Source organism: Methanovulcanius yangii (genome assembly GCF_018687785.1).
Lineage (GTDB): Archaea > Halobacteriota > Methanomicrobia > Methanomicrobiales > Methanomicrobiaceae > Methanovulcanius > Methanovulcanius yangii.
Genome location: NZ_LTBL01000001.1, coordinates 1,584,014 through 1,609,796, shown reverse-complemented (window position 1 = coordinate 1,609,796; position 25,783 = coordinate 1,584,014). Strand labels below are relative to the sequence as shown.

The 25,783-nt window shown below is 63.2% G+C and carries 23 protein-coding genes; 5 read left to right on the top strand and 18 right to left on the bottom strand.

Annotation, left to right across the window (positions count from 1 at the left end; all coding sequences use genetic code 11):
- Positions 1-174: 174 nt before the first annotated feature.
- The 6 genes from AZH53_RS08165 to AZH53_RS08140 all read right to left on the bottom strand — a co-directional run bounded on the left by AZH53_RS08165 (position 175) and on the right by AZH53_RS08140 (position 7,384).
- Positions 175-1,341, bottom strand: coding sequence for an ABC transporter substrate-binding protein (locus AZH53_RS08165; protein WP_319643020.1), 1,167 nt, complete (start codon positions 1,339-1,341; stop codon positions 175-177).
- A complete protein-coding gene (locus AZH53_RS08160; protein ID WP_319643019.1) occupies positions 1,338-3,368 on the bottom strand; it encodes an Nramp family divalent metal transporter in 2,031 nt (676 codons plus the stop codon). The genes AZH53_RS08165 and AZH53_RS08160 overlap by 4 nt, the downstream gene beginning before the upstream one ends.
- 21 nt (positions 3,369-3,389) lie before the next feature.
- On the bottom strand, positions 3,390-4,472 hold the full coding sequence (locus AZH53_RS08155) for an AI-2E family transporter (protein WP_319643018.1): 1,083 nt from the start codon (positions 4,470-4,472) through the stop codon (positions 3,390-3,392).
- Between the two features lie 169 nt (positions 4,473-4,641).
- Positions 4,642-5,247 (bottom strand): hypothetical protein, encoded by a 606-nt coding sequence (locus AZH53_RS08150; protein WP_319643017.1) that lies wholly within the window; start codon positions 5,245-5,247, stop codon positions 4,642-4,644.
- Between the two features lie 100 nt (positions 5,248-5,347).
- Positions 5,348-6,592, bottom strand: a complete 1,245-nt coding sequence (locus tag AZH53_RS08145) for an aldo/keto reductase (protein ID WP_319643016.1) — start codon at positions 6,590-6,592, stop codon at positions 5,348-5,350.
- Positions 6,593-6,673: 81 nt separating this feature from the next.
- On the bottom strand, positions 6,674-7,384 hold the full coding sequence (locus AZH53_RS08140; RefSeq protein WP_319643015.1) for an MBL fold metallo-hydrolase: 711 nt from the start codon (positions 7,382-7,384) through the stop codon (positions 6,674-6,676).
- Positions 7,385-7,588: 204 nt separating this feature from the next.
- Between AZH53_RS08140 and AZH53_RS08135 the strand changes: the two genes are divergently transcribed.
- Complete coding sequence (locus AZH53_RS08135; RefSeq protein WP_319643014.1) at positions 7,589-8,200, top strand: PH domain-containing protein; 612 nt, start codon at positions 7,589-7,591, stop codon at positions 8,198-8,200.
- A gap of 30 nt (positions 8,201-8,230) precedes the next feature.
- Here the strand turns inward: AZH53_RS08135 and AZH53_RS08130 are convergent, their stop codons facing one another.
- The 7 genes from AZH53_RS08130 to argF all read right to left on the bottom strand — a co-directional run bounded on the left by AZH53_RS08130 (position 8,231) and on the right by argF (position 16,568).
- The gene (locus AZH53_RS08130; protein ID WP_319643013.1) at positions 8,231-9,385 is read right to left on the bottom strand and encodes a CPBP family intramembrane glutamic endopeptidase; all 1,155 of its coding nucleotides are present in this window, start codon (positions 9,383-9,385) and stop codon (positions 8,231-8,233) included.
- A gap of 107 nt (positions 9,386-9,492) precedes the next feature.
- Positions 9,493-10,740, bottom strand: a complete 1,248-nt coding sequence (locus tag AZH53_RS08125; RefSeq protein ID WP_319643012.1) for a serine hydroxymethyltransferase — start codon at positions 10,738-10,740, stop codon at positions 9,493-9,495.
- 58 nt (positions 10,741-10,798) lie between these two features.
- Complete coding sequence (locus AZH53_RS08120) at positions 10,799-11,614, bottom strand: proline dehydrogenase family protein (protein WP_319643011.1); 816 nt, start codon at positions 11,612-11,614, stop codon at positions 10,799-10,801.
- A 9-nt stretch (positions 11,615-11,623) separates the two neighbouring features.
- Positions 11,624-13,246, bottom strand: a complete 1,623-nt coding sequence (locus AZH53_RS08115; protein ID WP_319643010.1) for an aldehyde dehydrogenase family protein — start codon at positions 13,244-13,246, stop codon at positions 11,624-11,626.
- Positions 13,247-13,343: 97 nt separating this feature from the next.
- Entirely contained in the window at positions 13,344-14,603 is a 1,260-nt protein-coding gene (locus AZH53_RS08110) for an arginine deiminase (RefSeq protein ID WP_319643009.1), read from the bottom strand.
- Entirely contained in the window at positions 14,596-15,522 is a 927-nt protein-coding gene (arcC, locus tag AZH53_RS08105; protein WP_319643008.1) for a carbamate kinase, read from the bottom strand. The genes AZH53_RS08110 and arcC overlap by 8 nt, the downstream gene beginning before the upstream one ends.
- Positions 15,519-16,568, bottom strand: coding sequence for an ornithine carbamoyltransferase (gene argF, locus AZH53_RS08100; protein WP_319643007.1), 1,050 nt, complete (start codon positions 16,566-16,568; stop codon positions 15,519-15,521). The genes arcC and argF overlap by 4 nt, the downstream gene beginning before the upstream one ends.
- Positions 16,569-16,820: 252 nt before the next feature.
- Between argF and AZH53_RS08095 the strand changes: the two genes are divergently transcribed.
- From AZH53_RS08095 to AZH53_RS08080, 4 genes are all read left to right on the top strand, one after another.
- Entirely contained in the window at positions 16,821-17,369 is a 549-nt protein-coding gene (locus AZH53_RS08095) for an HD domain-containing protein (RefSeq protein WP_319643006.1), read from the top strand.
- A 101-nt stretch (positions 17,370-17,470) separates the two neighbouring features.
- Complete coding sequence (locus AZH53_RS08090) at positions 17,471-18,268, top strand: class I SAM-dependent methyltransferase (RefSeq protein ID WP_319643005.1); 798 nt, start codon at positions 17,471-17,473, stop codon at positions 18,266-18,268.
- Between the two features lie 38 nt (positions 18,269-18,306).
- The gene (locus tag AZH53_RS08085) at positions 18,307-20,550 is read left to right on the top strand and encodes an MASE3 domain-containing protein (RefSeq protein WP_319643004.1); all 2,244 of its coding nucleotides are present in this window, start codon (positions 18,307-18,309) and stop codon (positions 20,548-20,550) included.
- Between the two features lie 111 nt (positions 20,551-20,661).
- A complete protein-coding gene (locus tag AZH53_RS08080) occupies positions 20,662-21,597 on the top strand; it encodes a flavodoxin family protein (protein ID WP_319643003.1) in 936 nt (311 codons plus the stop codon).
- Between the two features lie 89 nt (positions 21,598-21,686).
- Here the strand turns inward: AZH53_RS08080 and AZH53_RS08075 are convergent, their stop codons facing one another.
- Genes AZH53_RS08075 through modA (AZH53_RS08055) form a run of 5 tightly spaced genes read right to left on the bottom strand, consistent with a single transcriptional unit; the run spans position 21,687 to position 25,780 of the window.
- Complete coding sequence (locus tag AZH53_RS08075; RefSeq protein WP_319643002.1) at positions 21,687-22,748, bottom strand: ABC transporter ATP-binding protein; 1,062 nt, start codon at positions 22,746-22,748, stop codon at positions 21,687-21,689.
- 13 nt (positions 22,749-22,761) lie between these two features.
- Positions 22,762-23,526: an ABC transporter permease gene (locus tag AZH53_RS08070; protein ID WP_319643664.1), complete on the bottom strand. Its 765-nt coding sequence runs from the start codon at positions 23,524-23,526 to the stop codon at positions 22,762-22,764.
- A gap of 29 nt (positions 23,527-23,555) precedes the next feature.
- On the bottom strand, positions 23,556-24,086 hold the full coding sequence (tsaA, locus tag AZH53_RS08065) for a tRNA (N6-threonylcarbamoyladenosine(37)-N6)-methyltransferase TrmO (RefSeq protein WP_319643001.1): 531 nt from the start codon (positions 24,084-24,086) through the stop codon (positions 23,556-23,558).
- A complete protein-coding gene (gene modA / locus AZH53_RS08060; protein WP_319643000.1) occupies positions 24,083-24,907 on the bottom strand; it encodes a molybdate ABC transporter substrate-binding protein in 825 nt (274 codons plus the stop codon). Before modA (AZH53_RS08060) ends, tsaA begins: the two co-directional genes overlap by 4 nt.
- A gap of 48 nt (positions 24,908-24,955) precedes the next feature.
- The gene (gene modA / locus AZH53_RS08055; protein WP_319642999.1) at positions 24,956-25,780 is read right to left on the bottom strand and encodes a molybdate ABC transporter substrate-binding protein; all 825 of its coding nucleotides are present in this window, start codon (positions 25,778-25,780) and stop codon (positions 24,956-24,958) included.
- Between the last annotated feature and the right edge of the window lie 3 nt (positions 25,781-25,783).

Here is a 25,783-nt window from a genome sequence, read left to right as displayed (position 1 = left end):
TTAGGGAATTCATATCTACGGAAGGAATGGGGCCCTTCATGCATCTCTGTTTTCAGGTAGTTTGGCACAATCTAATATAAATTTATGCTATGCAATGGGTTCATTTATATGCTGTGTATGATTAACATTTGGAAGCTGTATTTATACCTATCTCATATCTGTCGTATTTTGGCTTCAATGCTGACGGACTTCGCTCGCTTCCGCGAGTTCGGTCCAGGGGACGCGGGTCCATCTCCCGTCCCGGATCCGCATCACATCGAATGCAGGGGGAATATCCCCGTTTTCGTCGAAGACCTTCGGCCCGCAGATGCCCAGGTAGCGGATGACATCAAGATGGTTGCGGATGCCGTCCGCCGTATATCCTCCGTGTTCGATCGCTTCGGCGATGATCATCATCGTATCGTAGGCATAGGCCGCCTGCCAGTTGACGGAGGTGGCATTCGTCCGGCGGCAGTATTCGGTGATGAAGGAAGGGGACTGCACCTGGTTTGCCTGGATCGTCGCGACGATCCCCTCCGTCGCGGGCCCTGCCGCGGCGATGAACTCCGCGGTGACGATGGCGTCCGAGGCTATCCAGGGCCCCCCCAGCTCCTGCCGGGCCGCCTCCCGGAAGATGGCCTTCGCCTCCGGAAGGTAGCTGATCAGGGCAACGGCGTCGGCATCCGAATCGCGGACGGCTGCGATGACCGCGCTAAAATCGGTGCGGCCGTTCTCAAAGGGGATTTCGCAGACGACCGTCCCCCCCTGTGTGGTCCATGCAGCGGTGAAGGATTCCCTGAGGCCGGCGCCGTAGGTGTTTTCGATATAGAGCACCGCGACGCTGTTGACCTCCGGGTGGAGACTCCGGAGGACCGTTGCCATGCCCCGGCCCTGGTAGGTATCCGAGGAGATCGTCCGGTAGACATACCGGCCCGCCCCGGAAAGGAGGGGGGTCGTGGCGGTCGGGGATATCATGACGATCTGCTTCTTCTCGGCGATGGGGGCAACCGAAATCGCACTGCTGCTGGTTACCGGCCCGATGACGACCGGGACGCCCTGATCCGCCAGGTCCTCCATCATCGCGGCGGCCCGGTCCGGGTCACCTCCGGTGTCCCTGCAGATGATGCGGACATCCTTTCCCCCGATGCCGCCTCCTTCATTGATCTCATCGACGGCTATATTGATGCCCTCCAGCACATCGCCGCCGTAGACCGCAAGATCCCCCGTGAGGGGAACAAGGACTCCCACATCTATCGTCACGTTCTCACCAGAATACGGGACGGCGATTAGTATCCCGGCAGAGGTCGCACCGATGAGGCAGACGGCGAGGATATACGGGAAGATCTCGAGAACTCTCGTCACTGCTCATCGCCTCCTTCCGGCGCTCCTGGCAGGCATTCCGTCTCCACGGTGCAGGATTCCGTGGTTTTCCCGTCATCCCCGTCTCCCTGCGTTTTTTTCCCCTTTTCGGGGCCGGGACGCGCGGCAAACCGCTCCTTCAGGGAGAGCCCCTCGTCGGCGAGAATGAAGAGGTAGATGACCACGCCGAGCGACTGGGCGGCGACCATCGGAAGGAAGGTGACCCGAACGATCTCGACGAAAGCGGCAAAGGAGGGAATGTCGGAGAAGAGCGGCACGAGTACGAAGATATGCACGGCTTCGATGATCGCAACAAGGAGACACGCCCTCAGCACGGTGATGTCGCCGCGGTACATCTTCGTGTAGAGGCCCGCGATGATGCCCGCCGCAACCGTCGCGACGGCGCAGGCGGTGGCGGTGCTTCCCCCGAGGGGGTAGCGGTACAGGGCTCCGATGAGCCCTGCCCCCGCCCCGATGACAGGTCCGCCGGCCATCCCTGCAATGATGGGTCCCAGGTCACGGAAGTTGATGATGAGATCTCCGTAGGGAATTCCGCGGAATGTCCCGTACACCGAGAGGGCGCCGAAGACGAAGACGGCCCAGAGCCGGTCCCACCGCCCGGCCGTCCCGGCAATGAGCGATCGGAAGAGCTTCGTCCGGGCAAAGAGGAAGAGGACGAAGGCAACGACGATGAGCCGTTCTGCAAGCGGGAGACCGAAGGCGAGAACGGCCTCCTCCATGAAGAGCGCCATCAGGAGAAAGACGGTGCTGCCCGCGCCTATGACGAGCAGCCAGAGGCGGGAACCACGCGCCTCCTCCGGCAGATGCACGTCCAGATACATCAGCACGAATCCCATCAGGGCAAAGGCGATGGCGGCCACGGCCGAAACCATGTGCACGATGGCAAGCGGTTCGCCTGCGAAGACCGCAATGAGGATCATGAGGGAGAAGAGCATCAGGAGGAGGCGGTAGAGGTCGTGCTCGGTCGACCGCACGCCGACCTCCCCCCGGAGAAACGTGGCGATCGCCCGTGCGCGACCGTCCATCCCGGTCAGGACGGCACCGAACATGACGAAATACCCGAAGACGAGGAAGATCGGGACCCCGTGCGGGATATACGCGATCACATAGAGGACCTGGGCGATGAGGGCGTCGAGGGATATCGCCTCGCCGTGCTGAAGATAGGAGACGGCAAACCCGGTGACTCCCAGCGAGATGAAGAGGACGGTGATCACGCCGATGAAGAGGAAGGCGAGAGCGAGGTCGAGGTTGATGGCGGGCATCCAGCGCCGGAAATAGGTGATGCCGTGGGCCCCTCCGGTCTTCTCCTTCAGCCAGATGGAGTAGAGGAGGAGGTTGAGGCCGGATCCCACGGCTCCCATCAGGGCCATGATGGCAAGGAGCGAGCCCTCGGGGATTGCCGGGGCAAGGCCGGTCCCGACCGCCCCGAGTGCGAGGGGGAACTCCATGAGGGAGAATCCGATGCCGAAGAAGAGGAGGAGGGCGATGGCGAGGATCACCTTCTCGAGGCGTTCATAGGACTCCTTCCAGAGGAGCAGGATGGAGGCGGTGATGGTCACGACCGCAATGATCTCCGGCGAGAATATGCCGGGGAGGAGGTAGTCCATGAAGATGGCGCCGAGAAGGAGCATGCCCCCGAAGGCGAACATCTCGAGGAGATAGATGGCCATCACGAGCCAGTTGGCCCAGTGCCGGGGACCGGGGATGCGCCCGAGCCCCTCGAAGATCGTCTCTCCGGTGACGAGCGTGTAGCGGGCGATGCCGTTTGCAAAGGCGAACTTGAATGCGAGGGTGAGGATGATCACCCAGATGAGGGCATAGCCGAAGTGTGCCCCGATCTCGATTGCCTCGGCAATACCGCTCTCTCCTGCTGCCGCAATGGCAAGGAGCAGGCCGGGACCGATGAACCGGAGTGAATCGGCAAAGCGGCCGTCACCGTCCTTTCGTCCGGTGGTTCCGGATGGAGGTTGGGGTGGCCGGAAGGGGTGGATGGTGCCGCTGCGTTTCATTGCCGTCTCCCTGGGGGATGATTATCCGATCCGTTTGCGTATTCTGCGAAAGATCGTCTCAGACGGTTCTTCGTCCGGTGATCCGGTCTCCGTGATGAGTGTCGAAAGCCACCGTGTCTCCTCCTGTGAGGCAAGGATGAATGCGACGACGATGGCAAGCGGAAGCGAGAGGAACATGCCTGCAGGCCCGAGGATCAGTTCCCAGACGAGAAGGGAGACGAGGATATAGAGCGCCGTCAGGCTGAGGTGGCGCGAGGCAATCCGGGGGAAATAGATCGTCTCGACGACGAAGTTGATCACCGCGATGCCGACGAGTGCGATCAGGGCGCCGGGGATCCCGAACTGGAGCCATGCGAGGACGATGGCCGGAATACAGGCGAGGATGAGGCCGATATAGGGGATGTAGCTGAGGATGATGGCGAGCACGCCCCACATGATGGCAAGGTCGACGCCGAGCGCCCAGAAGAAGGCGCCGATGGCGGCACCGAGGACGATGTTCGTCTTGGTCCGGACGATCATCACGTCGATGACGCTCCGGATGAAGCGGTTCACCTTTGCAGGGATGTCGTCGTGGGCAGGAAATCCCTTCTGGAGGCGCTCGGGGAAGGTGGGGAGTTCGAGAAGGACGAATCCGGCAATGACAAGTACAAAGAACGCATCCGCAGCGACGACGGTCAGGTTGGAGAGGATGGTCACCGCTGGTTTGACGAGGGTGGACAGGTCGGGATGGAGGAACGTCTCCTCCGTAAACCCGCTGAACCCGTACTGCTGCAGGAGTACGGTGATCGCCGACAGGTTCGCATTCAGCTGGGCCTGGTACGTTGGGAGATCCTCGATCAGGAGGCCGAACGAGAGGGCGAACACCCCGAAGAATGATGCGAGGACGATGAAGAGAAGGCCGAGGACGATGGCGACGGCGAGGGGCAGCGGGACCCGGTGTTCCTGCAGCCACGCAGAGAAGGGAGCGCCGAGCAGCGCGAAGAAGAAGCCGAAGAATATGATATTGAGGACGTCGGCGGTCATCATCATCCCGATGATGAGAAGGGCGAGCGCCCCGCCGGTGATGATATATTGTTGCCACTGGGCAAAATTCCGTGCGGCCATGGGGATATCTCCGTTTAATGTATGTTCATGTTGCCTGCCGGATACATCAGCATTTCCATAATTTTTTCGAAATCCGGGATTAAAACAACGATTTTCTCTCATGAAAGTAGCAGGGTGCAGGAGAGAGGGGAATCGGCCGGGGTTCTGCCGGAAACGCCGGTGCGGCGGTTCAGGGCGGTGCTTCGATTCCTGCGGCCGAAGCCTCCGCCGTGACCCCGAGATGCCGTATCCAGGTCCTGAGATCCCGCCGGCAGAGCTGATCTTCGAGGAGGGTATGGAGATACACGGCGTCCCCCGAAGTCCCGCAGTGTGCTCCCGGCATGAGTATGGAGGGGATCAGAATCTCCGGGGGCGTGATGAAGAGGCGGTGCGGGCCGAACCGGAGATGGCGGCGGTGGAGGTAGGCGTACTCCTCGGCGTCATGATGGATGCAGCGGACGAGTGCGTTGGGGAAAAACCCGTCCCCGGGGGCGATGCGGATGCCCTGCCCGCCCACCATCCGGAAGAGGTCCCTCTCCTCCCCCGGCGTCATGATGGTATACCCGGCCGCACGGATTCCTGCCATGACGTCGAGAAAGAGCGAGGGGCTCAGGTGCGGCAGGAGGAACTCTGCCTCCCGGCATCCGCCTTCCCTCCCGAAGAGGGTGGCGAGGTAGGGGCCGGTCATTACATACCCGCAGGAATCCCTGATTGTAGCGGCGAGGCCGGTGACGAATCCGTCGGAGGCGGCCGGAACGCCGTCGTGGAGGGTGATAACCCTCCCGGCGACGGTCACCCTGATTGGCCACTCCCCCGGAGACAGAGATGTGGGCGTCCGCGATTCACACGGGGCGCACCGGCGGTGGTCGGGGCCCTGCCGGGGATGCCGGGATGTATTATGACTCTTCTCCTCCGGATGCCGCATAGCGGCGGTTTTTTAGGTTTGTCCAGTGGCGGTGGATCCCCTTCAGGTGCTTCATTGCAGGGCGGAGCACCGTGAAGGCAGGGCCCTCGAACGTGCGGGAGACATCCTGCAGGAGGTCCGGGATGGGGAGGTGCTGCGGGCATGCCCGGACGCACTTTCCGCACCCGCGGCAGAGGCCTGCATACCCCTCCTTATCCATGATCCCGGTCATCTGTGCAAAATAATACCGGACGGCCGGTTCCTTTCCGAAGAGGCCGTAATTGTTGTAGTGGGCAAAACAGCCGGGGATGTCGACCCCATAGGGGCAGGGCATGCAGTAGCCGCATCCCGTGCAGTCCACCATCATCCGGTCCCGGTAGATGTCGCGGACGCGTGCCATCATTGCAAGGTCGCCCTGCGAAAGCGAACCGGGAAGGGCGTCTTCAGCCGTCCGGATGTTCTCCCGCAGCTGCGCCTCATCGCTCATGCCGGAGAGGACGACGGTGACTTCGGGACGGTTCCATATCCACCTGAGAGCCCACTCGGCGGGCGTCCGGGACACCCCGGTCTCCGCCTCGATGGCCCGCACCTCGTCCGGGACGGCCCTCGCGAGATGGCCGCCGCGGAGGGGCTCCATGATGATCACGCCGAGGCCGCGGGCGGCGGCGTATTCAAGGCCTGCGGTCCCGGCCTGGTGGCATTCGTCGAGTATATTGTACTGGATCTGGCAGAAGTCCCATGCATAGGCGTCGACCACCTCGCGGAATGCCTCGGGATTGTCATGGAAGGAGAACCCGATGTGGCGGATCCTGCCCTTCTCCTTTGCCGTCTCCAGGAATTCAATCACCCCGAGGTCCCGCATCCGCTCCCAGCTCCGGCGGGTGAGGCTGTGGAGGAGGTAGTAATCGATGTGGTCCGTGCGCAGCTTGGCAAGCTGGGTTACGAGGAGACGGTCCATGTCCTCCCGTGCCTCCACCGACCAGGGTGGAAGCTTCGTTGCGAGATAGACCTTCTCCCGGTAGCCGTCCGCGAGCGCCCGGCCGAGAAAGCTCTCGCTCTCGCCGTTGTGGTAGGGCATCGCCGTGTCGATGTAATTGACCCCCGCCTCGATAGCCTCCCGGACGAGGCGGGTCGCCCGTTCCTCGTCTATCCTCTTTGCCGCGAGGGGAAGCCGCATCGCCCCAAATCCGAGGGCGGAGAGGCGGTCGTCCCCCGAGGGCATGGTCCTATACTGCATGGTTTCACCGCTCGTCCTGATGATGATGAGTCGTTATACCGGTGGCGCCATAACCGTGACGGTACGGGAAAAATGGAGATTTCAGCGCCCGGCCTTTCTTCGCAGGGCAGGGAGCGAGCGTTCGAGGAGGTCGCGGCCGAAGGGAGAACCATGGCCCGGATGGAAGGTGGTGACGTCCTCCGCGAGGAGTGCCTCCCAGGTGAGAGCGAGTGCTGCCGGGTCGTCTGCGAAGGGCGGAATGACGGTCCATGGGAAGACATGAAAGCAGGTGTCGCCGACAAATGCGTCCCCGGCGGAAGTGAGCACCGAGAGGGAATCCGCCGTGTGGCCGGGGGTGGGAAGGACGGTCACGGGAAGGCCGTACTCCTCGAGGACGGTGCGGCGGCTGATGGTGATGTCCGGAGAAAAGGCAGTGAAATCGCCTTTAGCGGAGAAAAATCCGGTTCCTGCCGAAGATATCGCCCGGGAAACGATCCCCGTCCCGTGGGGAAAGGGGGTATGGCCCTGCTTCAGAAAGGGTGCGGCTGCATCATGGGCGAGGATCCGGCAGTTCGCATGCTCGCGTATCTCTGCTGCAAGGGCGACGTGATCATAGTGGGCGTGCGTGAGAATCAGGAGGCTGATGTCCTGAAGGCGTATGCCCGCCGCTGCAAGCTGATCGCCGAAGCGGTCGATATCGGTGCCGCTGCCCGTGTCGATGAGGATGGCGCCTCTGCCGCCGGTCAGGAGGTAGGCATGGGAGGTCCCGCTCCTGATGGCATGCACCCGGCAGGTATCGGAGGTGTCGTTCATAGGCCTGACTGAGTATCGGGCTTGTGCAGGTATAGCATATAAGGTTGGCTTAACCTGCTGAACGGCCGGAGCGATGAATGCCGGCGATTCGGAGGTTGTCCGTGGAGCGTTTCCGTGGAGGCGGACCATGTCGCCATCCCATGTGTCCCTCCACGGTTCTCTGCCACGGCAACCTCTATTGCCCCGCAGGATGATGAATTACGCATGACAGAGACCATCCGCATCGGAGAGGATTTCCGACCGGAACCGGCCTACCGGACCTATCTCTCCGCAAGTTCACTCCTCCTCGTCGTCTTCATTCTCTTCTTCCTCATCTTCCCGCTGGGGATGGCGGGGTTCCCCTGGCTGGTGGCGGGTATCGTGCTCCTCCTCGTGGTGGTGGGGTTCACTCTCATCTGGGCGCGCCTCTACTTCGACACCGTCGTCTACAACCTGAACGAGACCGAGATCGCCTGGCGGCGAGGCGTCTGGTTCCGGCAGACGGGCATCGTCCCCTACAACCGGATCACGAATGTCGATATCCTGCAGGGGCCGGTGATGCGGGTCTTCGGCATCTCCGATCTCCGCATCCAGACCGCCGGCTACTCGGCAAAGGCGACCGCGGAGATCCGGCTCAACGGCATCGCCGACCCGGCTCCCCTGCGGGACATGATCATGGGGTATGTCCGGGAACGACCCCCTGTTGCCGCAGTGACCGGCGGCGCGGAATCCGTGCAGGGACGCCCGTTCCCCACTTCCGCCGCGCCGGAGGCGGGAGACGTCCTCGCAGAACTCCGTGAGATAAAGGCGATTCTCCGGACGATAGCCGAAAAATAGGGAAAATATCTTTTTTTATTGGTACCCCCTTCACAGAGCGACGCCTGCCATGAGGGCTGCGAGGAGGACGAGGTCGTAGACGGTGTGGGTGATGGCGCTCACCGTGGTGGAGGTCCTCCGGCGTATGAGGGCGAAGGCGATGCCAAGGAGGAAGACGGAGATCAGCCCGTCCCAGCCGTACTGGAAGCTGTGCAGGGAGGCGAAGAGGAGCGACGGGATGATAATCCCGAACCGCGGCTGGAGGACGCCGCGAAAGGCGATCTCCTCCCCGACTCCCGCCGAGACGGCGAGGAGGAGGATGCCTGTCGGGGTGAGCGTGTGGGCGATGAGAACCGTGAATGCCGCCGTGTCGGTGACGGGCCAGCCGAACGCCCCCCACAGGGCGCCGATGCCCATGTTGAAGAGCGTGAAGAAGCCGGCAAGTCCCGCCCCTCCCCCGACTGCAAGGGCGCATTCCCGGACGGTGGGACGGACGAGCCCGAGGCGTGCGAGGACCGCCGTCCCGTTGCGGGTGATCCAGAACCCGACGGCCACGACCGAGAGGACCGTCATCCAGAAGAGGCTGTAGAGACCGACGCCCGCCGCCGGGGTGATCCCGCCGGTCTGCGCTCCTGCGAGGAAGAACGGCGAGAGATAGGGGGGGCTGCCCGTCACGAGGAGGGGGACGAGGGGGATCAGGGTCGCCGCCAGGACGACGCAGAGCGCGAGCATATGAACGGGCGAGTCAGCGTCGAGGGGGAGGCGGCGGGCAAACCGGGTGAAGAACGCCCGTTCGAAGGGCATGAGGCTGAAGAGCCCCGCGACAAAGCATCCCGCCGCAATCAGCCATGTACTCCGGGAGGTGGCCCCGTTCTCCAGCAGGGCGCCGGTGCCGCCGGGAAGCCCCCCGGGCGGGATGAGACTGAGGATGCCGAAGACGAGCGTCGCCGCGTAGATGATGAAGACCGTAAAGAGCAGCCAGAGATATGCCGCCCATCTCAGTTCCGGGCGCCGGGTGCTCCCCCAGGCGAGGATGGCAAGAAAGGCGAGGGGGAAGACCTCGAGGCCGGACCATGCGAATTCCTGCAGTTCGACCCCGCCACACCCGCAGGCGACGAGGGCAAGGCAGGCAAAGAGGCCGGCAAGGATGAGGGCGATGCCCGGAAGATACGTCCCGTCCTCCTTCTCATTCCCATATTTGTTCATACCTGCTCCTGCCGCCCTGCCAGTGTCTGGTAAAAGTTATCGCGGTGGGAAAAAATATGAAGCTTTGGTTTTCCCGAATTACGCTGTATATGGTATATTTTTGAAATTTAATCCTTCAGCGGGGATTCCGGCGGCAGAAACCCGGTGACCAGGGACCGGACCTCCTCCCGTGCCCCCGCAAGGGTGTCCCGGTCATCCGGCCGGGCGAGGACGGTGGCGATGTGCCCGGCGAGTGCCTGCATCTCGCCTTCGCCCATGCCCCGGGTCGTCACCGCGGGCGTTCCGAGGCGGATGCCGCCTGCGGTGGCATATTCCTGCCCTGTTCCCGGCACCGGGCAGTGGTCTGCACAGATGCCCGCGGCAAAGAGGGCGGCCTCCGCCGCATGACCGGAGAGGCCGGTCCCCTCGCAGTCCACGATAAGGAGGTGGTTGTCGGTGCCGCCGGAGAAGACCGCAAGCCCCTCCGTTTCCAGGGCGGCAGCGAGGGTTTGGGCATTGGTCACGACCTGCCGGGCATAGTGGCGGAATTCCTCTGTCCGGGCCTCGGCGAAACAGATCGCCTTGCCTGCGATGGTATGCATGAGAGGGCCGCCCTGGATGCCCGGCGCGACGGCCGCATCGATGGCGCCCGCGTCCTCCTTCAGGCACATGATCGCCCCGCCGCGAGGCCCGCGGAGGGTCTTGTGCGTCGTGGTGGTGATCCACTCCTGGTGGCCCGCCGGGGAAGGATGGACGCCTGCTGCGATGAGCCCTGCGATGTGGGCGATATCGGCGAGTCCCGTGGCGCCGACCTCCTCTGCGATCTCACCGAAGATGGCAAAGTCGATGGTCCGCGGGTAGGCGCTTGCCCCGCAGATGAGGAGATGGGGCCGGACCCTGCGGGCGATGGCGGCGATCTCCGCGTAGTCGAGGAGGCCGGTTTCCGGGTCGACCCCGTAGCGTGCCGCGTCATAGAGGCGTCCCGATATGTGGTCGGGAGAGCCGTGGGTGTGATGCCCGCCGTCCCCGGTGGCGTGGGAGAGGATGCGGTCCCCCGGCCGGAGCGCCGACAGGTAGACGGCGAGGTTGGCGACCGAGCCCGAGTAGGGCTGGACGTTTGCGTACTCCGTCCCGAAGAGGGCGCAGAGGCGATCGCGGGCGAGGCGCTCGATCGTATCGCAGTGCTCGCAGCCCATGTACTCCCGTGCGCCGGGGACGCCGTCGACGTATTTGTTGGTAAGGATGCTTCCCGCCGACTCGAGCACCGCGGGGCTTGCATAGTTCTCCGATGCGATGAGGGTGACGGTCTCGTGCTGGCGTCTCATCTCCGCCAGGACGGCCTCTGAGGTGGCGGGGTCGCCTGATACCCGGTCCATGTACTATGGTTGGAGGGTGGTGGTGAAAAAGAGGAATGTATGAGGCGGGGGGGGCCGTTCAATGGAGCGGCGCCTCACCGGAACGGGCGAGGAGGTTCAGGTAGATCTCCCGCCTGCGGGCATAGATGCCGCCGTCGTTGCCGAAGGGGATGTACTGGGCAATCCGCCACCCGTCGGCCGCCATATGCGCCGCCGTCCGCTCGCCGATGCCCTTCAGAAACCCGAACTCGATGCGGTCGCGGGCGTCGGGGAAGTTCTCCTGCGCCCAGTGGATGACCGAGCGGTCGAGGGTCCCGATACAAAACGCGTGCTGCTGGCGGGCGAGGAGGAGGAGGTGATTCCGGTAGGCACGGCGGATCTCCTCCCGGTCGCGGAGATCGCCGAGGTAGGCCCCCTTGACGAGGCGGACCGTAAGGCCCGCGCCGGTGGCACGGGCGATGTCCTCGGCCGTGCGGGTGAGGTAGGACTGGAGGGCGATGGTGAACGTGTGGCCTTCGTTCGCGGCCGCAAGGGCCATGCGGATGGTCGGGGAGACGGTAGGGCTTCCTTCCATGTCGCACTCCACCGCAACACCGTCTCCGGCACAGGCATCGAGGACGGTGCGAAAGATCTCCGCCGCACGGTCAGGGTCGAAGGATATGCCGAGTGCCGTCGGCTTCACCGCGACGGAGGCGCCTGTGCCTGCATCGGCAATGGCGGCGGCGCAGGCGATATATGCCTCCGCGGCCTCCTCTGCCTCGGATTGCGACCGGGCAAATTCCCCGAGGGGGTGGAGAATCCCCCGGATGTCCTCGTCCGTGCGGTCATTGCACCAGGCAAGGGCGGAGGGGAGGTCGGGAAGGGCCCAGCGATGGGGATCGTGCTGTCCTGTCATCCGCCCCTCCTATAGCCGTGTCCTCGCCTGTTCATGCATGTAGCTCAGGAGGTAGTACGGCCCCCCCACCCCTTTTCCCGTCGCACCACTCGCCTTCCAGCCGCCGAAGGACTGGGCGCCGGGCCATCCGCCGGTGGTTGCGCCGCCCCTGCGGTTGGCGTAGCAGACCCCGAAGCGGATCTGCTCGAAGAATTCGTCCGCTTCGGCGGGGTTTTCAGTGAATATTCCCGCGGTCAGTCCGTATTCGGTATTATTTGCACGTTCGAGCGCCTCGGCAAGGGTGGCATACGGGGCGAGGATGAGGAAGGGGACGAAGAGTTCCTCCTTCATCAGGCGGTGGCTGTCGGGGATACCCGTCACCACGGTCGCCTGGGGGTAGTATCCCTCGTCGAGGATGCCGCCCCGGACAAAATCGCCGCCGCAGAGGATGGTGCCGCCCGCCCGCCGCACCTCGTCCACCGATGCCCGGAAGCGTCCGGCCGCCTGTTCGTCGATGAGAGGCCCCATGAAGGTCTCCCTCAGGCGCGGGTCCCCGACCGGCAGATCCTGCACATGCCGCGTGAGCGCTCCCGCAAAGGCATCAAAGACGGATTCGTGGACATAGACCCGGGAGGTGGCGCTGCATTTCTGGCCAGTGGCCCCGAATGCCCCCCGGGCAACCCCTTCCGCGGCCTTTTCGATGTCCGCGTGGGCCGTGACGATACAGGGGTTTTTGCTCCCCATCTCAAGGACGACCGGTTTGGGATAGGGCTGGGATGCGGTAAATTCGCGTTTGAGCCGCATGCCCACGGCCCGTGAGCCGGTGAAGGCAATGCCCGCAACCTTCGGCGAACCGACGATGACATCCCCGAACGGCTCGCCCGGGCCGGTGATGAGATTGATGACGCCGTCGGGAACCCCCGCCGCAAGGGCGTGGTAGAGGTGGATGGCAGTAAGCGGTGTGGCACTCGTCGGTTTGAGAACGACGGTGTTGCCCGTCATCAGCGCCGAGGACGCTGCCCCGGCGGCGAGCATGAGGGGGAAGTTGAAGGGAGAGATGACCGCCCAGGTGCCGTACGGACGCATCACGCTCGTATGGGGCTGTTCCGGCGTGTTTGCGGGCATGGGGGTGACAAATCCGTTTCGTTCCCACATGATCCGGGCGTTGTACCGGAAGAGTTCGATGGCTTCACCGACTTCGGCAATGGCCTCCCCCCGGGGTTTGCCGGACTCAAGGGTGATGAGGGCGGCGAGGAGGTAGAGTGAATGTTCCAGCCGGTCGGCAGCCTCTTCGATGATCACCGTGCGTTCCTCCCACGGGCGACTGCTCCATTTTCCAAACGCCGCATCGGCCGCATCGATGGCCGCGCCCGCAAGACCGGCACCCGCACGCTGGAAGGTTCCGATCGTCAGGTGGCGGTCGATGGGAGAGGTGACCGAAAACACTTCACCGGCATATGCCTCTCTCCCGCCGATATACAGCGGGTGGGTCTTTCCCAGCAGGCGGTTCGCCTGTGCAAGCCCCTCTTCGAACTGTTCGTGTATGGTTTCGTCTCCTTCGAGTGAGACATAGGTGATTTTCCCCATCGTCTTCGCCTCCCTGTTGTGGATGGGGGAAGAGAGCACCTGACCCGTGATAATGGTTTGGATCAAAAAGAATAATCCTCAATATGGGGTAATATGCTGAAAAAACGTGTGATATGCGGCCCTATGTCAGTGATCCGGGCCCTTCCCTTCTCCTCCTCCGTTCTCACAGGCCGTCGCGCCGGACCGGGCAGGCCATGCAGTGGCTCCCTCCGCGGCCGCGCCCGAGTTCGGCCCCGCAGATGGGAATCACGTCGATGCCCGCCTCTTCCAGGTTGCGGTTCGTGCAGGTGTTGCGGGCGTAGGCGACGACGACGCCGGGCCGGATGGCAAGGACGTTGTTGCCGTCGTCCCACTGTTCCCGGGCCGCCTCGTAGCGGTCGCCGCCGGTGGGGATGAGGGTGATGCCGTCCTCGCCGAGCGCGTCCGCCACGGCGGCGGGGAAGCTTGCCTCCTCCTCGACTGCGAAGGCCGCGTCCCCCTCGCCGGGAAAGAGGGACCATGCAGCGGTCTGGTCGAGGACCCGGGGGTAGGCGGTAGCGGTCGCGCCATCGAGCATGGTGAAGACCGTATCAAGGTGCATCTGGGCACGTTCGGGCGGTATGGAGCACACGATCACCCGGTCGGCGGCACCGGTGGCAAAGAGGCGGTCTGCGAGCTGTTCCACGCTCACGGCGTTCGTCCGGGCGGAGAGGCCGACGAGTACCGTCCGGTTGCCGATGGGCATCACGTCCCCCCCCTCGAGAGATGTGAGGCCGAAGTGTTCCCCACCCGGTGTGGCGCCGGCATCCGGGGGATACCAGACGGGGAAGGTCTCCCCCGCAAAGAGCGGGTGGTGACGGTAGACGGCCGCGACGTGCGCCACCTCCCGTCGCCGGATGGGATGAGCCATTGAACTGAGCCCGACTCCCTCGTAGACCCAGAACGAGGAATCCCGCATGAAGAGGGTATTCGGGAGCGGCGGAAGGAGAAAGTCGTCTGCACGGGCGACGGCGGCAGCAAGGGATCGTTCGATTCCGGAGGGGAGACCGATGCATCCCGCCTCGGCATAGGTCATCCCCCCGATCAGGTGGCGGGTGAGAAGAGCCGGGTCCATGTCAAGAAAGAGGGTCGTGAGGTGGTCCCGGAGGGAGATGCCGACGGTGCAATCGTTGACGAAGAGGGCGGCCGCTTCCCCGCGGGCCGCCTCGCCCCCCCGGAGCGTCTCCTCGAGGAGGTGATGGAGGTAGAGCACCTGCACCCCTTCGTTGTAGAGGAGGGTGGCGAACTCGTCGTGCTCCTCCATCGCCCGGTCCACCCACGGGATGTCGTCGAAGAGGAGGGCGTCGTGGTTCTCCGGAGTGAGCCGTCTGAGCGAGAGGCCGGGCCGGTGGACGAGGGCTGCCCGGAGGTGTCCGACCTCGGAATGGACCCCGAACTCAGGCATGCCCGAGTCCCCCGCCGCCGACCTGGGTGCCGGCGGTGCCCGCCACCAGCTCCTCCAGTTCGGTGAGGCTCCCGATGGCTGCCCGGCCGCCGCTCCTGCTCACGAACCGGCAGGCGGCATCGACCTTCGGGCCCATGGAACCCTCTGCAAATGTATGGGCGGCGAGCTCTTCGGGGGTGACGCCGCCGATCTTTTCCGGGTGGTCGGTCTCCCAGTCGAGGTAGACGCCGTCGACGTCGGTTGCCATGACGAGGAGGTGCGCCTCCACCTCTTCGGCGAGGAGGGCGCTTGCGAGATCCTTGTCAACCACCGCCTCGACTCCATGGAGTGTCTGCCGCCGCTCGGTGGTGAAGGCCGTGGGGATGCCCCCGCCGCCGGTGCAGATCACAATGGCCCCCTTCTCGAGGAGCCAGCTGACCGGCCGGACTTCGAAGATGCGTTTCGGGTCGGGGGAGGGGACGACCCGGCGCCACCGGCCGCCGTCGCGGGCGAAGGTCCAGTTCCGGTCTTCTTTGACGGCCTCCATCTGCTCCTTCGTGTAGACCGGCCCTACGAACTTCGTGGGATGGGCGAAGGCGGGGTCGTCCGGGTCCACCTCCACCATGGTAAGGAGGGTGGCGATCGGCGTATGGGGTGGGAGGAGGCCGGAGAGTTCCTGTTCGATCATATAGCCGATCATTCCCTCGCTCTCCGCACCGAGGACGTCGAGCGGGTAGGCCTCGGTCCCTGCGTAGGCTGCCTGGAGGGCGAGAAGGCCGACCTGCGGGCCGTTGCCGTGCGTAAGGACGATCTCGTGCTCCCGGACGAGCGGGGCGATGGCGGCGACGGCCCGGTGGATGTTCTGGCGCTGGACGAAGGCGGTCATCGGTTCGCCGCGACGCAGGAGGGCGTTGCCGCCGAGGGCGATGACGATTCTCATCGGGTGGTCACCTCCCCGCAGAGGGTCGCGACCATGACCGCCTTTATCGTATGCATGCGATTCTCCGCCTGGTCGAAGACGATGGACCGGTCGGACTCGAAGACCTCGTCGGTCACCTCGAGGGCGTCGAGGCCGTACCGTTCGTAGATCTCCTCGCCTACCGTCGTCTCCCGGTTGTGGAAGGAGGGGAGGCAGTGCATGAACTTCACGTCGGGGTTTCCGGCGGCATCGAGCATCTTTGCGGTGACCCGGTAGGGGCTGAGAAGACGTATCCGTTTGTCCCAGACCTCCTGCGGTTCGCCCATCGAGACCCAGACGTCGGTGTAGATGAAATCCACGCCCCTCACCGCCTCTTCGATCACCTCCGTGAGCATGATCTTCGCTCCTGTTGTGTGGGCGATCTCAAGGCAGGTTTCGGCGAGGGCCTCGTCCGGCATGAGGGACTGGGGGGCGCAGATGCGGATGTCCATACCGAGCTTTGCGGCTCCCACAAGGAGCGAGTGGGCGACGTTGTTTCTCCCGTCGCCCACGAAACAGAAGCTGATGTCCTGCGGGGGCCGTCCGGAATGTTCGACCATCGTGAGAATGTCGGCGAGGATCTGCGTCGGGTGAAACTCGTCCGTCAGACCGTTGTAGACCGGAACGCCCGCATAATCCGCGAGTATCTCGGCGTTCTCCTGTGAAAATCCCCGGTACTCGATGGCGTCGTAGAGGCGGCCGAGCACGCGGGCGGTGTCCTTCATCGATTCCTTATGGCCGATCTGCGTCCCCTCGGGTCCGAGATAGGTGACATGGGCGCCCTGGTCATGGGCCGCGACCTCAAATGCACACCGGGTGCGTGTGGAGCTCTTTTCGAAGATGAGGGCAATCTGCATGCCCCTGAGGTACTGCTTTTCCCGTCCCTGGATCCGCGCCGTCTTCAGGTCGGCGGCGAGCCCCATGAGGGCGGCCAGCTCTTCCGGTTCAAAATCGAGGAGTTTTATGAAACTGCGGTGGGCAACGACTTTCCTGAGGATGCCCGTGCAGGGGGGTATGCTGTCTGACATGTTCCTTCTCCCTCCCCGCCCCGGCGTCCCTGCCGGGACAGGTCTGATACACGCACAGGATACGTACAGGATGATATGGGTTTCGGCGCAGGGAGAGGAGATCGGCTCTTCTCCACGTTTCGCACGGGCGGGCGGCATTCCATTCCGGACCATGTTCCGGGCAGGCCGTTCATCCCGGTCCGGTATCGCCGGCAGGGACGACCGTCTGGCAATTCCATGCCATCTATATGCCACGGGCGCCAATGCCAGTATATGGACAGAGACGAAGCCCTCGCCCTCCTGGGCGAGCACGTCCACAAGGAGAGCCTGAAAAACCACTGCCTCGCAACGGCCGCGATCATGCGGGCGGTCGCCCCGGCGATGGGGGGCGACCCCGACCGCTGGGAGCTCATCGGCATCCTCCATGACATCGATTTCGAGGAGATCGACGAGGACATGGATCGCCATGGCGAGGCGGGATACGCCATCCTGAAGGAGGCGGGCGTTCCCGATGAGATTGCAGAACCCATCCGGCGTCACAACTACATGAAGTTCGGCGACTTCGACGAACCGGAGGACATCGCGCTCACAGCGGCAGACAACATCTCGGGACTCGTCATCGCCTGCGCCATGGTGAAGGGCGGGACGGTGACGGATGTGACGGCGAAGTCGGTGAAAAAGAAGTTCAAGGAGAAGGCCTTCGCCGCCGGATGCAACCGCGACCGGATTCGGCGCATCGAGGCATACATGGAACTGCCCGAGTTCTATGGGCTTGCCGTCGATGCCCTTCAGGGCATCAGGGACGACCTCGGCCTCGTATAGCCCGTCCCGTGCGCAGCAGACACGCCCTTCAGCCGCCCCTCTTCCGGATTTCCCGTCCGATGGATTAACCACGCTACAGGTACATCATTACCACAGAGGACATGACACTCAAAGAATGCCTTGCAGGAACGCTCCCGGATGGGGTGCTCTCCTGCATCCCCGACCACTTCGACGTGATCGGCGATGTCGCCATCGTCTCCCTCCCCCCGGAGGCGGCGGCCTATGCCGGTGACATAGCTGCAGCCGTGCAGGCGGTCAGGCACAATATCGCGACCGTCCTCAACAAGACCTCACGGCTGGAGGGGGATCACCGGGTCTGCGACTATGAGGTGATCACGGGAGACCGCACGGAGACCCTCCATCGCGAGTACGGCTGCACATACCGCCTTGATGTGCGCGAGGTCTTCTTCAACCCGCGGCTCGCCTCCGAACGGCGGCGGGTGACCGGGCAGGTGAGGGAGAGCGAGGAGGTGCTCATCCCGTTCGCCGGGATCGGCCCCTTCGTCATCCCTGCGGCCGCCGCGGGGGGCCGGGTGACCGCCATCGAGAAGAACCCCGCCGCCTGCCACTGGCTCTGCGAGAATGTGGCGGCAAACAATCTCGCAGGGCAGGTGACGATCATCGAGGACGATGCGTTTCAGGCCCTCCCGATGCTCACCGCCGCCTTCGATCGGGTCATTGTGCCGACGCCGTATGGCATGGACCTGATCCTCGACGAGGTGATCCCCCTCGTCCGCCGGGGCGGGATCATTCACTTCTATACCTTCCGGGCGACCAACGAGATCGATATCCTGGAGGCACGGTTCCGGAATATGGGCATGACCGTCCGGAAGGTGACGCGCTGCGGGAATGTTGCACCCGGTATTGCCCGATGGGCTTTTGACATGAGACGCCGATAACTCACATACGACCGCCCGGGCGGGGGCGGGGTGGGTGCATGACCGGCGGGGGAGAAGACGGGCAGACAGTGTCATTGCGGCAGGCAGCCCTGATGCAGGGAAGTGAGCTGCGGTTCTTTATCTTTCTCGCTCTCTTCCTGATCCTCACGGTGGCACTGTCCCTCTACAACTATCTTCTCTTCCACACCATCACCGAACTCTTCATCATTCTCATTGCTGGTGTCATGTTCATCATTGCCTGGAACACCCGCAGATACCTGAACAACAACTATCTGCTCTTCCTTGGCATCGGCTACTTCTTCATCGCCGTCATCGAACTCCTGCATACGCTTGCCTACACGGGAATGAACATCTTCACAGGCTACGGGACGAACCTTGCCACACAGCTCTGGGTCGCTGCCCGGCTGCTGGAGGCGGTCGTCCTCCTCATTGCCCCCTTCATGCTCTCTCGGCGGCTGCACCCGTACCGGGAATTCCTCATCTTCGGGGTGGTGACCACAGGAATCATCGTCGCGGTCTTTGTCACCGGGACGTTTCCTATATGCTATATCGAGGGGGAGGGTCTCACCCTCTTCAAGGTCGTCTGCGAGTACCTGATCATCGTTCTCCTTCTGGGAGCCCTCGTTCTCCTGTGGAAGAAGCAGGCGTCCTTCGAGCCGATCATCTTCCGTCTCCTTGCAGCCTCGATTTTCTTCACCATTGCGGCCGAGGTCTTCTTCACCCTCTATCTCAATGTCTACGGCTTTGCCAACCTGCTGGGTCATCTCCTGACGCTCGTCTCGTTCGCCCTCGTATACCGGGCGATCGTGGTCTCCGCCCTTCAGCGCCCCTTCGACCTGATATTCAGGGACCTGGCAAGAAGCGAGCAGGACGTCCGCCGGGAGCGTGACCGGGTCGCCCAGTATCTCAACATCGCCGAGGTGATCCTTCTGGCCTTCGACACAAGGGGGGTGACAACCCTGATCAACCGGAAGGGGTCCGAACTCCTCGGCCTCACCCCCGCGGAGATCATCGGGAAGGACTGGTTTGCAACGTATGTCCCGGAAGACCAGCGCGAAGAGGCACGAAAGCGGCTGTCGGCAGCAATGAGCGGGTCGGCGGAGATCCCTGCCCATTCGGAAAACGATATCATCGCGGCGGACGGAAGGAGGCGGACGATCTCGTGGCGCAATGCAGTGATCCATGACAGGAACGGCACCGTCGTCGGGATCCTCAGTTCGGGGGAGGACATCACGGACCTGCGGGAGGCGCAGCGTGGCCTTATGATCAAGGATGCGGCGATCTCCTCCTCGCCCGACGGGGTCGTCATCATCGGGCCGGACGAACGGATCATGTATGCCAACCCCGCATACCTGCAGCTCCTCGGATTCCGGACCGCAGACGAGATACTGGGGAGGCGGATTACGGATGTCGCGGCCGACCCGAATCGTATCCGCGAGATGTTGGGTGCGATTGGTGATGGCGGACACTGGACGGGGGAGTACCGCGCAAGGGTCAGGGACGGCCGGGTGGTGGATCTCCTCGTCTCCGCGACGGTGGCGACCGATGCCGACGGCACACCCATCTGCACGATGGCCTCGGTTGTCGATGTCACCGAGATGCAGCTCTACCGCAAGGCCCTCGAGGAGGCGAACAAGAAGTTGGGACTCCTCTCCTCGATCACCCGCCACGACGTCCTCAACCAGATCCACGTGATCCTCTCGTATGTGGAGCTTCTGAAAGACGAGCTTCCCCCGCTGGAACCGGCAACCACCTACCTGAAGGGAGTGGAGACCGCGGCCCACACCATCCACGGACAGATCAACTTCACCCGGGACTACCACCGGATGGGGGTGGAGGCGCCGGTGTGGCAGCGGGTGGCGGAGGTCTTCCAGGAGAACCGGTATGCATGGGGTCCCGATACGCTGACGGTCAGGACGGATGTGGACGATGTCGAGGTCTATGCCGACCCGATGCTCGAGAAGGTCTTCTACAACCTCCTCGACAACGCGGTCCGCCACGGGAACGGGGTCACCACCGTAACGGTCAGCTTTCGGGAGGAGAACGGGGCGGGTATCATCGTGGTGGAGGACGACGGAAGCGGGGTTCCCGAGGGTGAAAAGGAACGGATATTCGAGCGTGGAGTGGGGAAAAACACGGGATTCGGCCTCTTTTTAACCCGCGAGGTGCTGGGGCTGACCAGCATTACCATTCATGAGACCGGTCGGGTGGGCGAGGGTGCCCGTTTCGAACTCAGGGTTCCGCCCGGCGTCTGGCGCCGCGGTGCCGATGCGGTGTCCTGACCGGTCTGCAGGCCCGGTGGGACGGGGGGGCGTTCCTCTGTCTCTCTCCCCCCATCCCCGCAACGGCCGGTGCAGGGGATACCTTTTATGCCGTCGCACCGAGGTTAGGGTGTGAAGCTTCCCCTCCCCTCTCCCCTCCGGAGCCGTATCGTCTCCACCTCCCGCGGCGAGGTGACGGTTCGAATCCTGCACCAGGACGTCTCCTCTCTCTACCCCGGCATGGAGCGCTACTTCGTCGAGGCGGTGCTGGGTGAGGAGGTCATCGCGTCATTCCGAACGAACAGCTACGAGTATTCGCCGGGTGTCGCCCTTACTGCGGAACAGGCGGCATTTTCCCATGCCGATGACTGGGAGGCGCACCTTGCCGGAGATGTGGCGGGGTTCGTCGAGTACCACACCCCCCGGCACCATTACCCGGCACCGGATGCGCCCGTCACCGATGTCGTCGTCATACAGGGAAGTCCCCGGCCGGACGGGAACTGTGCCGCCATCGCCGGATGGGTGGCGGAGGTGGTGAAGGAGAGGGGTCTTTCCGTACAGGTGCTCTATCTCGACGACCTGATCCTTCATCCCTGCATCGGGTGCTACCGCTGTTTCAACGACGGCGTCTGCACCTTCGAGGATGACATGGACCCGGTCTACGAGGCGCTGGAGCACGCCCTGCTCCTCGCAGTCGTCTCCCCGGTGTACACGAATACGGTGCCTGCGGGCCTCAAGGCGGTGATGGACCGGTGCCAGGCCCTGCATGCCCGGCGCACGATCACCGGGACAAGGCCTCCGGATAAAGGGCGCAGCGGTCTCTTCTTCAGCGTTGCCGGCAGGGTGGGAACCGAGAACTTTGCCGCCATCCTCCCGGTCGCCACGGCCTTCTTCTCGCTGGTGGCCTACCCGCTTGCGGCCACCCCCTGCTTTGACGGCATGGACCATGTCCCCGGTATCGGTGCCGTCGACGGGGCCCGGGAACGGGTCGAAGGAGCCGTTGCCGCCTCCCTTGATGCCATACTGGCCCGTGACGAGGTGGACGGAATCCCGGAAGAAGAAGCGTAACCTGCCCTGTCACTTTTTTTATGGTGGTGAGGCCGTTTCTCACGGGAACGGCCGATGATACTGGTGCGAAAAAAAGGTGGCGGGCGCCGTCAGAAGACGTGCACCGCATCCGCCATGATGGTGAGGTGTACGGTATCGCCGACGGCGGCCCCTACCGCCGCCCATCCCTGCCGGCTGACATAGGCGATGAAGGGGAGGCCGGCATCGACGTGCACCGCGACCACCATGCCGTTGTCCACGATATCGGTCACGGTTCCCTCGAATGAATTGCGGGCAGAGGTGGTACAGGTGTCCCGCCCGATCATGATGTCCTCGGGCCGGATGGTGACGGTCGCCGTCTCCCCGGGGTGGGGGGTGAGCGAACAGAAGAGCGCGTCGGTGCTGTCGGGCCGGGGCACACTGATCCTGCTCAGGGCGTCTTCCGTGGTGCAGGTGCCGGAGAAGATGTTCTGGACCCCGACAAATTGCGCGACAAACGATGACTCGGGATGACGGAAGACGTCTTCCGGGGTGCCGGTCTGGACAACCCTGCCCTTGTTCATCACCGCAACCCGGGATGCGAGGGAAAAGACCTCGTCGAAGTTGTGGGTGATGTGGATGATCGTCGTTCTGTATCGCGCATGGAGTTTTCTCAGTTCATGGCGGAGACGCTCGCGGGTCTGCCCATCGAGGGCGCTGAGCGGTTCGTCGAGCAGGAGCACGGCCGGTTCGAGGACGATGGCCCTTGATATGGCGGCCCGCTGCTGTTCCCCGCCCGAGAGGGTCTCGGGGTACCGGTGGAGCAGGTGGCCGATGCCGAAGATCTCCGCGACCTCCTGCACCTTTGCCGTTCGCTCCTCCGGGGGCACCTTGCGGTACTCGAGACCGAACCCGATGTTCTGCTCCACCGTGAGGTGGGGGAAGAGCATGTAGTCCTGGTAGACCATCGTCACATTGCGTTCCCGTGGCGGGGCGAAGGTGACATCCCGCCCGCCGATGGCAACGCTCCCCGCGTCCGGGGGGTAGATGCCGGCAATGGTCTCGAGGAGGATCGTCTTGCCCGCTCCGGTGGGGCCGATGATCACGAAGTACTCGCCCTCGCCGATCGTGAGGGAGATGTCATCGAGGAGGAACTCTCCAAGATCCTTTGAGATGTTCTGTATGGATAGCACGTTTTTTCCTCCTTTAGAATTTCGCCGAGCCTCCGTAGAGCTCGAAGATATAGAGCGATACGACAGAGATGACGATCAGGATGATCGCCGCCGAGAGAGCGAGTTCGAGTTCACCGCATGACATATTCAGGAAGAGCGAGATCGGCAGGGTCTCGGTCTTCATGCGGGTGGCTCCCGCGATCATCAGGGCCGCCCCGAACTCGCCGATTCCCTTTGCCCAGGTGATCACCGCACCCGCGAGAAAGCCGCTTCCCGCCATGGGAAGGGTCACCCGGCGGATCGCCTGCAGGTTCGTGCACCCGAGGGTACAGGCGACATACTCGTACCGTGGGGATATGTCCGTGAAGGTGGAGCGCATGATGCGCAGCATGAAGGGCAGGTTCACGAAGAACTGGGCAATGATGATACCGAGCGGGGTGAAGACGAAGACCAGGCCGATGGAGGCGAGCGCATCGCCGAATGCGGTCGTCCCGAAGAAGAGGAGAAGCGCCACACCGGCGACGAGCGGAGGGAGGGCGAGGGGCAGGTCGAGGATCATGCTCACAAAGCTCTTGCCGAAGAAGTTGTAGCGTGCGAGTGCATACGCCGCCGGCACGGCGACGGCAATACAGAGCAGCGTAGAGATGATCGAGGTGACCAGACTCAGGTAGATGGCGAACTGGATCTCCGGCGAGAGGAGGGATTCGATGACCGCCTCCGGGTGGGGGCGGGTGATGACGAGAAGGAGGAGCGAGATGATGAACGCGGTGATGACGAGGGCGATGGCGATGGTGGCCATCTTCACGCCGTTTCGCCGCAGATCACCACTCACAGGTGTGCCCTCCGGCGGTCCCTCAGCTGCTTCGGGGTTGCGTTCCATTCCCGGATATCGTCGACGTGGGTGCCGTCCACCCACCCGCTCGTCACTTCCTGACGGTTGTCGAACTGGTAGACGTAGGGCTTGATGTCCAGGAGGGGGGTCCCGTCGAGGATGTCGCACCCGCTGATCTCGAGGGTGGTGCCTTTGACCGCCTTCAGGTCGACGATGGAGATGCCGATGGGATTCGGGCGGTTGAAGTGGCGGATCGAGAAGATGCCGCGGGCCTTCTCCCCGTCCAGGAACGGGGCCTGCACGAGGGCGTTGCCGGTCGCCCGGTGGAAGTGGTAGATGAGGATGAGATGGGAGAAGGACTCGATGTCCTGCAGCCCCTCTGCATACTCCTCGAAGACTTCGACGGTCCCCGGTGCCGGGTTGAAGATTCCCTGGATGGGGGTGTCCTCGTGCCGGGTGTGCCCGGAGTGGACGATTCCAATCGGTTTATAGGTGATTTTCATCTCCCTGATGTCAGATTCTTTCATCCTTCAAACGCCTCATTCGGGTACGTGGTAAACCCATGGCTCCTGAAGATCTCCTTGCCTCCGTCCTCTGCGGCGACGAAGGTCACGAATGCGGACGCTGCGTCCTTGTTCCCGGAGAAGGTCAGAAGGCCGATCGGTACCACTTTGATGATATTCTGGTCATTCGGGATATCAATGCGTTCCATCGTGTCCTGCTTGTAGAGATCTTCCCAGATGATCGAGGCGTCTACCTGGCCGAGGGCCGTGTGGACGACGAGTTCGTTCACCGTAGCCCCGCGGCTGACGACATTTGCGTCGACCTCGTCGAAGATCCCGTTCTTCTCGAGGATCTGGTTGGCGAGTTTGCCGATGGCGCAGGCGCTCGGGTCACCCAGTTCGACGGCGACGCCGTCGTTTGCAAGATCGTCAAGGCAGGTGATGTTTGCCGGGTTGCCCTTGGGGACCCCGATGATGGGGACGTGGTAGGCGACGAGGTAGTTCTCCTCGACAAAGCCCTTGTCCTGGGCGGCCTCGAAGTAGTAGGTGGCCCCCGGCATGTAGACGTCGCCGATTTCCGTCAGTTCCATCTGCGAGAGGAGGGTGTTGGACCCGGCAAAGGTATAGCAGACGGTCACGCCCGTCTCGTCCTCGAACGCCCTGCCGATCTCCTCCATCGGTTCGCGCATGCCTGCGCCGCAGTAGACAATGATGCTCTCATCCGTTTCCGCGCCCGCTTCGACGGAAGGGGCCGCCTCTGCACTCCCGGTATCCGTGCATCCGCAGAAGAATGCCGCACAGACGAGAAGAATGCAGGCTGTACAAAGTAGTGGTGCGTGTTTCATGTGTATCATTCCGATAATGTCAGTCGAAAAAAGAGTGGGTGACGGATATCAGGCATCCCCGTACTTTGCGCAGGGGTAGGTCTCGAATCCGTGTTTTTCGAAGATGGCAAGTCCTTCGTCAGATGCAACGAAGTCCGCGAATGCTTCTGCCTCGTCCGGGTTTTCGGAGAAGGTCAGTGTGCCGATGGGGACGACCTTGATGAACCCCTCGTCGATGGGGATATCGACCTGTTCGAGGTCGGAGTTGTCGAGAAGGTCTTCCCAGATGATGGCGGCGTCTGCCTGGTCCATCGTCGTGTAGACGAGCAGTTCATTCACCGTGCCGGACCGGACCACGATGTTGTCCTGAATATCCTCCCAGTAGCCCGCCTTGTCAAGCATCTTCTTTGCCGCACTGCCTACCGCAGGGCCGGTCGGTTCGCCGATGGCGACGCGGACGCCGTCCTCCGTCAGGTCTTCAAGGCTGGTGATGTTCAGCGGGTTGCCGGGCTGGACGGCAATTGCGAGCACGTGGTAGATGCAGGGAGTGCTGCCGGCGATGAAGCCCTTCTCAGCGGCCGAGTCGATGTACGACTTTGCACCGGGCATGTAGGCATCGCCCTCCTGCAGGAGTTCAATCTGCGAGAGCAGCTGAGCCGAACCGCCGTAGGTGTACCGTATCTCCGTTCCCGTCCGGTCCTGGTAGACCTGGGCGATCTCGTCCATCGGTTCGCGAAGTCCCGCACCACAGAAGACGACGAGGGACTCTTCGGATGCGGCCGGTGTTCCGGCCGCGGGCGTGTCCGTCGCCGCCTCTCCCGTGCATCCGCAGATCATGCAGGCAGCGAGGAGTGCGACACAGAGCGCCGCGATACCCATCAGTTTTTTACTCATATG

What these genes read in the sequence shown, in the direction of transcription:
- AZH53_RS08125 (WP_319643012.1), bottom strand. Translation starts at nt 10,740, where the DNA reads ATGGACCGGGTATCAGGCGACCCCGCCACCTCAGAGGCCGTCCTGGCG.
- AZH53_RS08145 (WP_319643016.1), bottom strand. Translation starts at nt 6,592, where the DNA reads ATGCAGTATAGGACCATGCCCTCGGGGGACGACCGCCTCTCCGCCCTC.
- AZH53_RS08085 (WP_319643004.1), top strand. Translation starts at nt 18,307, where the DNA reads ATGACCGGCGGGGGAGAAGACGGGCAGACAGTGTCATTGCGGCAGGCA.
- AZH53_RS08110 (WP_319643009.1), bottom strand. Translation starts at nt 14,603, where the DNA reads ATGCCTGAGTTCGGGGTCCATTCCGAGGTCGGACACCTCCGGGCAGCC.
- AZH53_RS08155 (WP_319643018.1), bottom strand. Translation starts at nt 4,472, where the DNA reads ATGGCCGCACGGAATTTTGCCCAGTGGCAACAATATATCATCACCGGC.
- AZH53_RS08095 (WP_319643006.1), top strand. Translation starts at nt 16,821, where the DNA reads ATGGACAGAGACGAAGCCCTCGCCCTCCTGGGCGAGCACGTCCACAAG.
- AZH53_RS08090 (WP_319643005.1), top strand. Translation starts at nt 17,471, where the DNA reads ATGACACTCAAAGAATGCCTTGCAGGAACGCTCCCGGATGGGGTGCTC.
- modA (WP_319643000.1), bottom strand. Translation starts at nt 24,907, where the DNA reads ATGAAACACGCACCACTACTTTGTACAGCCTGCATTCTTCTCGTCTGT.
- arcC (WP_319643008.1), bottom strand. Translation starts at nt 15,522, where the DNA reads ATGAGAATCGTCATCGCCCTCGGCGGCAACGCCCTCCTGCGTCGCGGC.
- tsaA (WP_319643001.1), bottom strand. Translation starts at nt 24,086, where the DNA reads ATGAAAGAATCTGACATCAGGGAGATGAAAATCACCTATAAACCGATT.
- AZH53_RS08140 (WP_319643015.1), bottom strand. Translation starts at nt 7,384, where the DNA reads ATGAACGACACCTCCGATACCTGCCGGGTGCATGCCATCAGGAGCGGG.
- AZH53_RS08120 (WP_319643011.1), bottom strand. Translation starts at nt 11,614, where the DNA reads ATGACAGGACAGCACGATCCCCATCGCTGGGCCCTTCCCGACCTCCCC.
- AZH53_RS08160 (WP_319643019.1), bottom strand. Translation starts at nt 3,368, where the DNA reads ATGAAACGCAGCGGCACCATCCACCCCTTCCGGCCACCCCAACCTCCA.
- modA (WP_319642999.1), bottom strand. Translation starts at nt 25,780, where the DNA reads ATGAGTAAAAAACTGATGGGTATCGCGGCGCTCTGTGTCGCACTCCTC.
- AZH53_RS08135 (WP_319643014.1), top strand. Translation starts at nt 7,589, where the DNA reads ATGACAGAGACCATCCGCATCGGAGAGGATTTCCGACCGGAACCGGCC.
- AZH53_RS08130 (WP_319643013.1), bottom strand. Translation starts at nt 9,385, where the DNA reads ATGAACAAATATGGGAATGAGAAGGAGGACGGGACGTATCTTCCGGGC.
- AZH53_RS08070 (WP_319643664.1), bottom strand. Translation starts at nt 23,526, where the DNA reads ATGGCCACCATCGCCATCGCCCTCGTCATCACCGCGTTCATCATCTCG.
- argF (WP_319643007.1), bottom strand. Translation starts at nt 16,568, where the DNA reads ATGTCAGACAGCATACCCCCCTGCACGGGCATCCTCAGGAAAGTCGTT.